The sequence below is a fragment of the Bacillus sp. JFL15 genome, from assembly GCF_001184225.1.
GTDB classification, from domain to species: domain Bacteria; phylum Bacillota; class Bacilli; order Bacillales; family Bacillaceae; genus Bacillus; species Bacillus siamensis.
Window position 1 is genome coordinate 2,340,487 of sequence record NZ_KQ236689.1, and the last position, 12,368, is coordinate 2,352,854.

Consider the following 12,368-nt stretch of genomic DNA (forward strand, 5'->3'; position numbering starts at 1 on the left):
AATAACAGGAAGGAGCAACAGGTTTAACCGGAGCAACCGGAGTAACGGGAGCAACCGGAGTAACGGGAGCAACAGGGATAACCGGTGCAACCGGAGTAACGGGCGCGACCGGGGTGACAGGAGCCACCGGAATAACCGGATCGACAGGAGTAACGGGCATAACCGGCTCAACTGGAGTAACGGGAGCAACTGGAATAACAGGAGCAACAGGAGCAACTGGTGTAACCGGAGCAACCGGAGTAACGGGAGCAACCGGAGTAACGGGAGCAACAGGGATAACAGGAACAACCGGGGTAACAGGAACAACCGGAGTAACGGGAGCAACCGGAGTAACGGGAGCCCCTGGAATAACAGGAGCAACAGGGATAACCGGAGCGACAGGAGTAACAGGAGCAACTGGGATGACTGGCTCAACTGGAATAACAGGAGCAACCGGGGTAACGGGAGCAACTGGGATAACAGGTCCAACCGGGTTAACCGGAGCAACAGGTTTAACCGGAGCAACAGGTTTAACCGGAGCAACTGGAATAACAGGAGCAACAGGTTTAACCGGAGCAACCGGAGTAACTGGAGCAACTGGGATAACTGGAGCAACTGGGTTAACAGGGACAACCGGAGTAACCGGAGCAACAGGAGTAACGGGCATAACCGGAGCGACAGGAATAACAGGAGCAACCGGAGTAACTGGTGTAACCGGAGCAGGCGCGATCATTCCTTATGCTTCAGGTCTTCCGACTGCCGTGACCACGATTGCCGGCGGATTAATCGGAACGGTGAGCCTTGTCGGGTTCGGCAGTTCTGTGACGGGCGTCAATGTCGGAGGGGGAGGCGCAATTGATCTTACCGGAGCCGGAGGGACTCTGCTGAATTTTGCTTTTTCTGCTCCGAGAAGCGGAACCATTACATCAATTGCCGCCTATTTCAGTACCACCGCAGCATTGTCGCTTGTCGGCTCGACTGTTACCATAACTGCACAATTATACAGTTCCACTGTGCCGAACAATACGTTCACGCCGATTCCCGGAGCATCCGTCACTTTAGCTCCTGCCCTTACCGGCGTATTGTCAATCGGCAGCATCAGCAACGGAATCACTACAGGGCTGAACATTGCGGTAACTCCTCAAACCCGGCTGTTAATGGTATTCTCCGCCACTGCGTCAGGTGTTTCCCTTGTTAACACGGTAGCGGGATACGCAAGCGCGGGAGTTACGATTTCTTGAGCGAAAACGGCCAGACTGGTGTGAATCATCTAAGCTTGGAGAAGAAATCACTTTTCTTCAAGCTTTTTTGTTTTTTCGTCTTTCTGAGTAAATAAAAGATGACGGGTATTTCCCGACAGCCAAAAGAAGTATTTATTTGTTTTCATGCCCGGAAGATAATCAGTATCTTAAAGAGATGACGATGTTTTTAATGAGTCGAGATCATCCGTTGTACCAGAGGTGTGAAACATCATCAAAAGGCGATCAAGCACGGCATGGTGGGTGGGCGTTTTATTTACTTATTCCACTTACCTTAAAGCCAATGCCAACAAGCATAAATAAACAAGTTGGAAGTGAAGGTGTTTAAAAATAATAGAGAAAACATATTTATAAGCCGATAATTTTTTTTGAAGTCTAGTGAAAAAGTTTTTTATTGTTTTTTGTTGTATGTTTTCTTAAGTAAAAAAAGAAAATCTTTAATAGTAGGAATTATAGAATTGTATTATTATAAGGGGATATATTTGGTTTTTGATCATTTTGTATAAATAGGAGAGTAATATGATTTTAGTAAAAGTCTTAGTAACCATTGCACTTTTAATTTTATCCGTAACAGCTACTGCTTTTGCGTTTGCAAAAGAAAAGGATGAAAAATTTTTCTCGGAAATGATATCAGATGGTTCCGGTATTCTTTTTTTTTTTGGTGTACTTGGTTTGTCGGTTTTCAAATTTTTAAAGTTTATATTACCTGAGATGTTCCATCTTTTCATCTATAAATTGGTTTCTCTGCTTATTGCAGCTCTCTGTATTATTGCTTCAATTATAGTTTGGATAGTGTGATATGTTTTGAAGAATAAAAAATGTTTCGATCTTATCTCTGACGGCAGTGGTTGGCCTCTTTTTTAATAATCTATTCGGTCTGTATATAGTCTTTTTTGGAAACAGTATCTATTACATAGCATAACGAAAAGGCAGACGCAGTCTGTCTATTTGCCTATTCTAAGAGATAAAGTTGCAGTATGTCTGTCGTGTTCGTATGCTTCTTTGTCCTATTCTTCCTAAAATTATTGCCGGCTGATTAATCAGAACGGTGAGCCCTGCCGGATCGTCTATCACCATAACTGCACAATTATACAGTTCCACTGTGCCGAACAATACGTTCACGCCGATTCCCGGAGCATCCGTCACTTTAGCTCCTGCCCTTACCGGCGTATTGTCAATCGGCAGCATCAGCAACGGAATCACTACAGGGCTGAACATTACAGTAACTCCTCAAACCCGGCTGTTAATGGTATTCTCCGCCACTGCGACAGGTCTTTCTCTTATTAATACAGTGGCGGGATACGCAAGCGCGGGAGTTGAGATTTCCTGATAGAAAGAAGGCTCACTTCGGTCAGCTTTCTTTTTTTGTTACATAAATCCTCAAAAGTGAAAATATGCCTATCATCCTTTTTGAAAATCGGCAAGAGAAAAAGATCACGAAAATTCTTAAAAATAAAAAATAAGGATATAAAAAGTGGTATGATTTTAGGAGGAAAGGACGGCTGGTGCTGTGTTGGAAGAGAAACGGTTTTATGTCTCTCTGCAAATGAAAATTGCCGGATTAATTACGGCTTTATTAATACTTGTCATCGGAACGCTCACCGTTATATTTGCCTTTCAGCAATTAAAGGAAGGCCAGAAGCAGGCGGAACAGCTGGCGGTGCAGACGGCAAAAACCATATCATACATGCCGCCTGTAAAAGAGGCATTCCGGCTTGCGGATCAAAATGCTTTTAAAAAGTTAGACGTCATTGAACAAATGAAAGAACAGGCAGGTGCGCACGCCGTCTACATTACCGATCAAAAAGGGCGTGCCGTGTTTCATTCGGATCGCAGCAGCATTCCGAAAGATAATCAAAATCTGAAAAACAAAGCCGTCATGTTCGGCGGGGCTCCGGTTTCTGACGGAATGAAGGCCGTCCGGGGAAGCGCACCGGTTATTCTGGAGGAAAAAAATCATAACGAAGTCGTCGGAACGGTGACAGTCGAGTTTCTGCAAGATGAGATAGAAAAAGATATGAAAGCGCATCTGCGGCACTTAAGCTATTTTGCATGTTTGGTGTTTCTTATCGGCATCGGGGGAGCGGCGGCGCTCGCAAAAAGCATCCGTAAAGATACACTCGGCCTTGAACCGCATGAAATTGCGGCGCTGTACCGGGAGCGAAATGCGATGCTCCTTGCGATTAAAGAAGGGATTATCGCCGTAAACAAAGAAGGTGCGGTGACCATGATGAATTTGTCTGCGGCTGATATGCTGCATCTTCCGGAACCGATGATCGGAAGGCATATAAAAGAAATCATGCCGGGCGCAAGGCTCATGCCCGTTTTTGCAGGCGGAGAATTACCGCCGAACGTGGAGGTGCGAGCCGGGGATAAAGTGTTTATCTTAAACGTAAAAGAGATGAGACAGGCCGGGCAAGTATACGGAGCGGTCATAAGCTTCCGCGAAAAAACGGAGCTCAAGAAGCTGATTAACGAGCTGACTGAAATAAAAAAATACTCGGAAGATCTCCGTGCGCAAACGCATGAATTCTCGAATAAGCTTTACGCGATACTCGGTCTGTTAGAACTGGGAGAATACGATGAAGCCATTGAACTGATTAAAGAAGAGTACGCCATCCAGAATGAACAGCACGAAATCCTCTTTCAAAACATTCATTCACAGCGGGTTCAGGCCATACTATTAGGAAAAATGGGAAAGGCATCTGAGAAGAAAGTGAAGCTTTCAATAGATGAAAACAGCTTTTTAGAATCGCTGCCGGCGCATGTGGGCTCATCCCAGCTCATTACAATCATCGGAAATCTTATTGATAACGCTTTCGAAGCCGTCGCCGAAAAAGAGAAAAAAGAGGTATCCTTTTTTATGACTGATATCGGAAGGGATATTGTCATAGAAGTGGCGGACTCGGGAGATGGGGTGCCTCAGGAAAAAACAGAAACGATATTTGAAAAGGGATACTCTTCAAAGGGGACAAGGAGAGGATACGGCTTAGCCAATCTGAAGGAAGCTGTCAGTGAATTGCAGGGATGGATAGAGATTTCACAGCAAAAGAGCGGCGGTGCCGTATTTACGGTGTTTATACCGAAAGAAAGGCCAAAGGGGGAATCCGTGTGATTAATATCGCGATTGCAGAGGACGACTTTCGAATCGCGCAAATCCATGAAAAATTCATCGAACATCTTGATGGATTCAATGTCATCGGCAAAGCAATCAATGCCAAAGACACCATATCGCTGCTTGAGAACCGGCAGCCTGATCTGCTGCTTTTGGATATTTATATGCCGGATGAGCTGGGGACAGATTTGTTGCCGCTCATCCGCTGCCGTTTTCCTTCTGTTGATATCATCATTATTACGGCTTCTGCCGAAACAAGATTGCTGCAGGAAGCGCTCAGATCAGGCGTTTCCCACTATGTCATAAAGCCGGTTTCGGCACATAAATTTACAGAAGTGCTTTTGCAGTACCGTGAAAAAAGAGATTGGCTGCACTCACAGCCGGAGCTGAGCCAGTCCGTCATCGATATGTTTTTCGGAAGCGGCCAGAAAGAACAAAAACAGCTCAATGATCTGCCCAAAGGCATTAATTCTATTACACTTCAAAAAATCAAAAACGCGCTCAGGACTGCCGAAAAAGGGATGACGGCTGAAGAACTGGGTGAAAAAATGGGGGCCTCCAGAACAACGGCGCGGCGCTACGCCGAGTTTCTCGTTTCTCAGGAAGAAGCGCTCGCTGAATTAGAGTACGGCATTATCGGCAGGCCGGAACGGAAATATTATTTAGCACATGAATAAGGGATGGGAGAAATGAAGCGGTTGGGAGTGCTCCTTGTTTTGCTGGCGGCGCTGGTTTCATTTGACGGACGGCAGATGGCGGGCATCCGCTCAGCCGGAGGACCGATTGAAATCGTCGTACCCGCAGCGCCTCAAGGGGGCTGGGATGTAACGGCAAAAGCCTTGCAATCGGTAATAGAGCGGAAGCATATATTAGACCGGCCCGTAAAGATTGTCTATAAGCCCGGCGGAGGCGGAGACAGCGGCTGGAAATATGTAAACGAACGCAAAACGGATGTCATCAGTATGAATTCAAGCCTGCTGTTAAGCAATGAAATTTTAGGACAAAGCCGGCTGAAGGCAGATGATTTTACGCCTTTGGCGATTATTGCAAAAGAGTGGCAGACTGTCGCTCTTCCGAAAGATTCAAAGATAAAAAGCGGAAAGCAGCTGCTCGGCGATATTAAAACACATCCGGGCGGCATAAAGATCGGATTTGCGCCCGGTCTCGGAAATGATGACCAGCTCTCCTTTGCGAGAGCCGCGGAAATGGCGGGAATTTCGCCGTTTGATATCCGCTTTTTTCAATACGGGAGCAGCAATGAAGTCATTGAAGCTCTTATCAATCATGATATAGATGCCGCCTCGATGACCATTTCAGAAGCGAGAGACACCTATCAAAAAGGGAAAATCACATTAGCGGCCGTTACTTCTGACAAAAGGCTTTCGGGCTTCAGCGATGTCCCGACATGGAAAGAACAGGGGGTGCCGTTTGTCTTTGCCCACTGGAGAGGCATCATGGGACCGAAAGACATGACCGAAGGCGAAATCGCTTATTGGGATCAGGCTTTGAAACAGATTACCTCATCTGCGGAGTGGAAACAAATGATGAAAAAACAGGATTGGGAGAGCTTTTATAAAAACAGCAGCAGCGCAAAACACTTTTTAGAAGAGCAGACCGAGTTTTATAAAGAAATGATGAGCAGCGAAAAATAAAGATTCCGCAGACATGCGGAATCCTTTTTTATTATAAATGAACAAAATGAACGAAAAGGTTATAAAAAATTAAAAATCTTTAAAATCCAAAATATTTACTTCAATATGCAATTCTCATAATATAGCAAAAAGGCGGATAAAGGGGAATTGGGCCTTTAAAATGTAAGCGTATTCATAATAAGGGGGACATACTGTGTTAGCAATCTTAGGCTTTCTTATGATGGTTGTTTTTATGGTGCTGATTATGACAAAACGGCTTTCGGTGTTAACGGCGCTCGTATTGACGCCGATCGTATTTGCGCTGATTGCCGGCTTTTCATTTAACCGGGTCGGCGGGATGATGATCTCCGGTATTGAACAGGTGGCGCCGATTGCAGTCATGATTATGTTTGCGATTCTTTATTTCGGCATTATGATTGATACCGGTTTATTCGATCCGATGGTTGCGCATATTTTAAAGCTGGTCAAAGGCGATCCGCTCAAAATTGTTGTCGGAACAGCCGTGCTGACCATGCTTGTCGCGCTGGACGGAGACGGTTCGACGACGTATATGATTACGACTAGCGCAATGCTGCCTTTATATATTATGCTCGGAATCCGTCCGATTATTTTAGCGGGAATCGCCGGGGTCGGCATGGGGATTATGAACACGATCCCATGGGGCGGCGCGACGCCGCGTGCGGCGAGCGCGCTCGGCGTGGACCCGGCGGAGCTGACGGGACCGATGCTGCCTGTTATTGCGAGCGGCATGGTGTGTATGATTGCGGTCGCTTATGTACTCGGAAGGATGGAAAGGAAACGGCTCGGGGTGATCGAATTAAAGCAGCCGTCCCATACAAATGAAACGGCTGCGGCTGCGGAAGATGAATGGAAGCGGCCGAAACTGTGGTGGTTCAATTTACTGTTAACGCTTTCTTTAGTCGGGTTTTTAGTATCAGGAAAAGTGAATTTAACCGTGCTGTTCATCATCGCGTTTTGTATCGCGCTGATTGTCAATTATCCGAAGCTTAACGATCAAAGGGAGCGCATTTCAGCCCATTCGAGCAATGTGCTTGCGATCGGGTCGATGATTTTTGCCGCAGGCGTGTTTACCGGAATTTTAACGGGGACGAAGATGGTTGATGAAATGGCCATATCTCTCGTTTCGCTTATTCCGGAGCAGCTGGGGGGATTTATTCCGGCGATTGTTGCCTTAACGAGCGGTATTTTTACATTTCTGATGCCCAATGACGCCTATTTTTACGGCGTGCTGCCCATTTTGTCCGAAACCGCCGTGGCGTATGGTGTTGATAAGGTGGAAATCGCCCGCGCTTCGATTATCGGCCAGCCGATTCATATGTTAAGCCCGCTCGTGCCGTCGACGCATTTATTAGTCGGGCTTGCCGGGGTAACCATTGATGAGCATCAGAAATTTGCGATGAAATGGGCGGTTCTTGCCGTTATCGTCATGACTGCCTTTGCACTTCTTATCGGCGCGATCACGATTTTTTAACATAAAACAGCCTGTTCGTTGCACACTAAAGGCATCAGAGGAGGTGCCATGATGAGTGATCCGTTTATGCCGCTTTTTTCGGTTAAAAGCGGCGTCGGTTTTAAAGCGGCGGACGGCGTTTACGGACTGACCGTGCAGATTGCGAATGTTTACTTTATCGAAAATCCCTCAGTTCCGGGGGAAATCATTCTTGTTGACGCGGGAATGCCGCAATCGGCGGAAATGATTACAGATGAAATGAAACGCCGGTTCGGGCAGGGGTATCAGCTGAAGGCCGTCATTTTGACGCACGGCCATTTTGACCATGTCGGTGCGATGGAAGAGCTGCTTAAGCATTGGGATGTACCGGTTTATATTCATGAACATGAGCTCCCGTACGTCACGGGAAAAGCGGATTATCCGCCTGCCAGGCCGGATGCGAAAAAAGGGCTTGTCGCAAAGCTGTCACCGCTGTTTCCCCGCCATACGATCCGCATTCCGTCCGTTCAGGCGCTGCCTTCAGATGGCGCCGTTCCATTGCTTGAAGATTGGAAATGGATTCATACGCCCGGCCACACCACCGGCCATATTTCATTATTCCGGGAGAAAGACCGCGTTTTGATTGCCGGTGATGCCGTGATCACTGTTGAGCAGGAATCCCTTGCGGACGTTGTCATTCAAAAGCAAGAGCTTCACGGGCCGCCCGCCTATTTCACAGCGGATACGCAGACTGCGGCAGCATCCGTTCAAAAACTTGCCGAACTGGAGCCGGAAGCGCTTTTGACGGGTCACGGGATTCCGATGTCAGGAAAAAACTACCGTGATGATTTGCTTACACTGGCTGAAAAACTGCATTCCGTTTTGTGAAACACCTGCGAAAATCACAGGTGTTTTTTCTTTGCACTTTCCAGTATGAGACAAAAAAACCATTGTGTTCACCCTTAAAAACGATACAATGGGAAGCAGATGTAAATTGAAGGAGAGAGTTTTTTGAAACATACGGAATTACTCTGGGATGAGGCGAAGGATTTTATTGAGGTCTGCTATCAGGAACTCGGCATGGAATCGCAAATCAATGCGCGTCTTCATGCGATAAAAGATGAGATAGATCGAACGGGCAGTTACGTCCATACAGCGGAAGAGCTTGAACACGGGGCAAAAATGGCATGGCGCAACAGCAACCGCTGTATCGGGCGTCTGTTCTGGCAATCGCTGAACGTCATTGACCGGCGCGGCGTGAATACAAAAGAAGAGGTGCGCGACGCTTTATTTGAACATATCGAAATCGCGACGAACGGCGGAAAAATTAAACCGACAATTACGATTTTCCCTCCTGAGAAGAATGGGGAGAAACAGGTCGAAATCTGGAATCATCAGCTCATTCGCTATGCGGGATATGAGACTGAAAAAGGAAGAATCGGCGATCCGGCATCGTATGAGCTGACGGCTGTCTGCGAAAAACTCGGCTGGCGCGGAAAGCGGACCGATTTTGATATTTTGCCGCTGCTGTTCCGGATGAAAGGGGACGAGCAGCCCGTTTGGTACGACCTGCCTCAGGCTCTCGTGAAAGAGGTGCCGATCTCTCATCCTGATATTGAAGAGTTTGCCGATTTGAATATCAAATGGTACGGGGTTCCGATTATCGCCGATATGAGGCTTGAAATCGGCGGACTGTCGTACAACGCGGCGCCTTTTAACGGCTGGTATATGGGAACCGAAATCGGCGCAAGGAATCTTGCTGATGAGAAACGGTATGATCTGCTCAGAAAAATCGCGTCGGCCATGGGGATTTCATCCAGCCTGAATACCGACCTGTGGAAAGATCAGGTGCTTGTAGAACTGAATAAGGCAGTGCTCTATTCATACAAAAAACACGGTGTCAGCATTGTCGATCATCATACGGCGGCAAATCAGTTTAAGCGTTTTGAAGAGCAGGAACAAGACGCGGGCAGAAAGCTGACGGGAGACTGGACCTGGCTGATTCCGCCGATCTCGCCGGCTTCCACCCACATTTTCCATAAATCATACGACAATACGATTGTGAAGCCGAATTATTTTTATCAGGACAAGCCTTATCAGTAGCTGATGGAAAAGGTGCGGTACCCTTTCAGATGGCGTGATTCTTCGATGGTTACGCCTGTTACATTTGAGAAGGAGCTGCCTTTTCTGACGGCTTCGGCAAAGTGTTTTAACGACTCTTCAGGGCCTTCGGCAGGGATTTCAACCCGGCCGTCATCGCGGTTTTTGACCCAGCCGGTAATCTTATGTCTGTCTGCTTCCATCTGGACGAAGTAGCGAAAACCGACGCCTTGAACCCGGCCGTCTGCAAACATATGATATTGAAGCATGGAAAAACCACCTTTTTCCTACTATGATAAAGGATAAATATGATATTTCGCAAAGGATGTGAACGGGATGACGCAAGACTATTCTGTCTTATCTATCAATCTCGGAATGCCGGCAATTCATGAATTTGCCGGCAGACAAATCAATTCCGGCATCGTCAAGCGGCCTGCGGATTCTCCCGTCATGCTGTATAAAACCCATTTTGCGGGGGACGGACAAGCCGATCTGAAGAATCACGGCGGCCCTGATAAAGCGGTGTGCGTGTATCCCGCCGAGCATTATTCATATTGGGAAACAACGCTTGCGAGAAAACTGCCCGCCGCAGCGTTCGGAGAGAATGTAACAGTCAAAGGGCTGGCCGAACAGGACGTATGGCTCGGAGACGTGTTTCAGCTGGGCGAAGCCGTCGTGCAAGTAAGCCAGCCGCGCCAGCCCTGCGTCAAACTCGCCCTCAAATACGGCATCAAAGATATGGTGCTCCGTGTACAGCAGACGGGATTTACCGGCTTTTATTTCAGGGTGATTGAAGAAGGATATGTCGATCCGCATCCGGTCCTCAAGCGTTTGTCGAGAGGCAAAGAAAGCATTTCCGTCTGGTATGCGAATGAAGTGAAATACCATGATTCAGGCAATCTGCCGGCAATTGAAGAAGTCCTGCGGGAAGAAGCGCTGTCAGAAAGCTGGAGGGAGTCCTTCCTTAAAAAAAGAGACAGGCTCTTGAATGTATAGAAAAAAGCCGTGCTGCACTGACAGCACGGCTGATTGACATTATGCTTGTTTCTTTGTTTCCAGCAGATTGGCAAGGAAATACTTTTTGAAGCTTTGAAGCTTTCTTCCTTCATAGTGGGTAATTCCTTTTTTCTTTAATTCTTCTACATACCAGCCTTTACTGCCATAATGCATGTCAGAAAACTCCTTTCTCCGTTCTCCCGCAGGGGAGAGTTTCTTCAGTTTTTGCCAAACTTTTGGCATTGTAACATCTATAAAAAGACGCTGAAAAGGGGGAAAGCAAAAACTGAGCCTTTCGATTCAGAGATGTAAAGCTTTCTTACATATATATGTAAAGGGCGGTCTTTTCATGCTTAGTGGCCGGTTAATTTTAACAGCACCGTGCCGAGTGTCATGATTCCGAATACGATGCCGAAATAAATCAGCATTCCCTTCTTTTTCTTCACCCCGTAAACGGTCAGAATGATGCTTTCAATAAAGAAAATAAACCCGAAGATAATAAACCACATATTGAAAAATGGCTCCTTTCACAGACATATGTCCAGTGTAGCACACCTCTTGTCACGAAACATAAAAAGCCGGGCACTGTATCAGTGTCCGGCAAGTTTGACGAGAAGCTGGGCCAAATGCTGTTTTTCATTGTCATCCGCAATATCCCACAGCTCTTGTAAAAGTTTTTCTTCCGCATTGCGGGGCTCCTCGTGCTTGGCGAGATAGTCCCCGAGGATGGCGGCGCTTTTGATGATTTTGCTGTCATCCAGGCCTAGTTTCTTTCCGGCGGAAATTTTCTGGTGAAGGTACGCTTTAAATTCCTCGAAATCCTCTAAAATCTGCTGTTTCGTAACGCCGTGCATGGCGTGTATTTCGTTTTCGATTTTGATTTTTTCTTTATCTTTTTTCATGCGTCTCCCTCCTTCGGGTTAGTTGTTGTATACCTGTTTGGGAGGGAGACGAAACATTACAATGCCGTTAAAATAATCGGTTTGTCTTTTGTGATGACGATGGTGTGCTCCACTTGGGCGACAAGGCTTTTATCCGGTGTTTTATATGTCCAGCCGTCTCCCGCTTCAACAATGGTTTCAGCCTTCGTGGAAATAAACGGCTCAAGCGCGATCACGGTGCCGTTTTTAAACAGCGCGTTATCAAACGGATCGTAGTAATTCATGATGTGGTTCGGCGCTTCATGGAGGTTTCTGCCGATTCCGTGGCCCGTCAGCGTTTTAATGACGGTAAATCCGTTGGAGCGGGCTTCATGGTAGACGGCTCTGCCGATCTGATTTTGGCGTTTTCCGGCTTTTGCCTGATCCAGTCCCTTTTGAAACGCGGATTGTGCGCAGTTGCAAAGCTTTTGCAGACGTTCTTCGCCTTCTCCGAGCACGAATGAAATTCCCGTATCGGAATAAAAACCGCCGAACTCCGCCGAAATATCGATATTTACAAGATCCCCGGCTTTTAAGATTTTAGAGGCGCTCGGAATGCCGTGAGCGACTTCGTCATTTACGCTGATGCATGTCACGCCGGGAAAATCGTATTCCTTCTCCGGAGCGGAAGCGGCTCCGTGTTCGTCAAGCACCGCCTTTCCGATCAGGTCAAGATCTTTCGTGCTCATGCCGGGCTCTGCCTTTTTCTTCATTTCTTCACGCGCCAGGGCGACGATTCTGCCGATTTTTTTAAGACCTTCTAATTCTTGATCGTTCGTTACAATCATTGTCATTCCCGCTTTCTATGTTTAATCATCTGATTCAAGCTTACCACAACTGCTTTATAAATAGAAAACCAACAAGCCTTATGTGCATAAATGAAGGGAAAATTGGTAT

The 12,368-nt window shown here is 46.9% G+C and carries 13 protein-coding genes and 2 pseudogenes; 10 read left to right on the forward strand and 5 right to left on the reverse strand.

The features are described 5' to 3' along the window. Positions 1-11 precede the first annotated feature (11 nt). The 9 genes and pseudogenes from AD710_RS20070 to nosA all read left to right on the forward strand — a co-directional run. A pseudogene (locus AD710_RS20070) lies at positions 12-1,220 on the forward strand (exosporium glycoprotein BclB-related protein); the annotation flags it as partial. A 537-nt stretch (positions 1,221-1,757) separates the two neighbouring features. Beyond that, positions 1,758-2,036, forward strand: coding sequence for a hypothetical protein (locus AD710_RS11680; protein WP_049628083.1), 279 nt, complete (start codon positions 1,758-1,760; stop codon positions 2,034-2,036). Positions 2,037-2,286: 250 nt separating this feature from the next. After that, positions 2,287-2,568: pseudogene (locus AD710_RS19180) on the forward strand (exosporium glycoprotein BclB-related protein); the annotation flags it as partial. Between the two features lie 180 nt (positions 2,569-2,748). After that, the gene (locus AD710_RS11690; protein ID WP_049628085.1) at positions 2,749-4,353 is read left to right on the forward strand and encodes a sensor histidine kinase; all 1,605 of its coding nucleotides are present in this window, start codon (positions 2,749-2,751) and stop codon (positions 4,351-4,353) included. Further along, positions 4,350-5,030 (forward strand): response regulator, encoded by a 681-nt coding sequence (locus tag AD710_RS11695; RefSeq protein WP_016936789.1) that lies wholly within the window; start codon positions 4,350-4,352, stop codon positions 5,028-5,030. Before AD710_RS11690 ends, AD710_RS11695 begins: the two co-directional genes overlap by 4 nt. A gap of 12 nt (positions 5,031-5,042) precedes the next feature. Beyond that, positions 5,043-6,005: a tripartite tricarboxylate transporter substrate binding protein gene (locus AD710_RS11700; protein ID WP_049628086.1), complete on the forward strand. Its 963-nt coding sequence runs from the start codon at positions 5,043-5,045 to the stop codon at positions 6,003-6,005. A 193-nt stretch (positions 6,006-6,198) separates the two neighbouring features. Beyond that, complete coding sequence (locus AD710_RS11705; RefSeq protein ID WP_049628087.1) at positions 6,199-7,497, forward strand: Mg(2+)/citrate complex secondary transporter CitM; 1,299 nt, start codon at positions 6,199-6,201, stop codon at positions 7,495-7,497. Between the two features lie 51 nt (positions 7,498-7,548). Next, a complete protein-coding gene (locus tag AD710_RS11710; protein WP_049628088.1) occupies positions 7,549-8,343 on the forward strand; it encodes an MBL fold metallo-hydrolase in 795 nt (264 codons plus the stop codon). A 123-nt stretch (positions 8,344-8,466) separates the two neighbouring features. Then, on the forward strand, positions 8,467-9,558 hold the full coding sequence (gene nosA, locus AD710_RS11715; RefSeq protein WP_049628089.1) for a nitric oxide synthase: 1,092 nt from the start codon (positions 8,467-8,469) through the stop codon (positions 9,556-9,558). Here the strand turns inward: nosA and AD710_RS11720 are convergent. Further along, positions 9,552-9,824, reverse strand: a complete 273-nt coding sequence (locus tag AD710_RS11720) for an acylphosphatase (RefSeq protein WP_049628090.1) — start codon at positions 9,822-9,824, stop codon at positions 9,552-9,554. The genes nosA and AD710_RS11720 overlap by 7 nt on opposite strands. Positions 9,825-9,891: 67 nt before the next feature. Here AD710_RS11720 and AD710_RS11725 point away from each other — a divergent pair, with 67 nt between their 5' ends. Beyond that, positions 9,892-10,551: an MOSC domain-containing protein gene (locus AD710_RS11725; protein WP_016936783.1), complete on the forward strand. Its 660-nt coding sequence runs from the start codon at positions 9,892-9,894 to the stop codon at positions 10,549-10,551. 39 nt (positions 10,552-10,590) lie between these two features. Here AD710_RS11725 and AD710_RS19185 read toward each other — a convergent pair whose 3' ends face one another. The 4 genes from AD710_RS19185 to map all read right to left on the reverse strand — a co-directional run bounded on the left by AD710_RS19185 (position 10,591) and on the right by map (position 12,259). Continuing rightward, on the reverse strand, positions 10,591-10,725 hold the full coding sequence (locus AD710_RS19185; RefSeq protein WP_003155609.1) for a YflJ family protein: 135 nt from the start codon (positions 10,723-10,725) through the stop codon (positions 10,591-10,593). 179 nt (positions 10,726-10,904) lie between these two features. Further along, entirely contained in the window at positions 10,905-11,060 is a 156-nt protein-coding gene (locus AD710_RS19585; protein ID WP_015417022.1) for a hypothetical protein, read from the reverse strand. 81 nt (positions 11,061-11,141) lie between these two features. After that, positions 11,142-11,453, reverse strand: coding sequence for a DUF3243 domain-containing protein (locus tag AD710_RS11730; RefSeq protein WP_003155607.1), 312 nt, complete (start codon positions 11,451-11,453; stop codon positions 11,142-11,144). A gap of 56 nt (positions 11,454-11,509) precedes the next feature. After that, positions 11,510-12,259, reverse strand: a complete 750-nt coding sequence (gene map, locus AD710_RS11735) for a type I methionyl aminopeptidase (protein ID WP_049628091.1) — start codon at positions 12,257-12,259, stop codon at positions 11,510-11,512. Between the last annotated feature and the right edge of the window lie 109 nt (positions 12,260-12,368).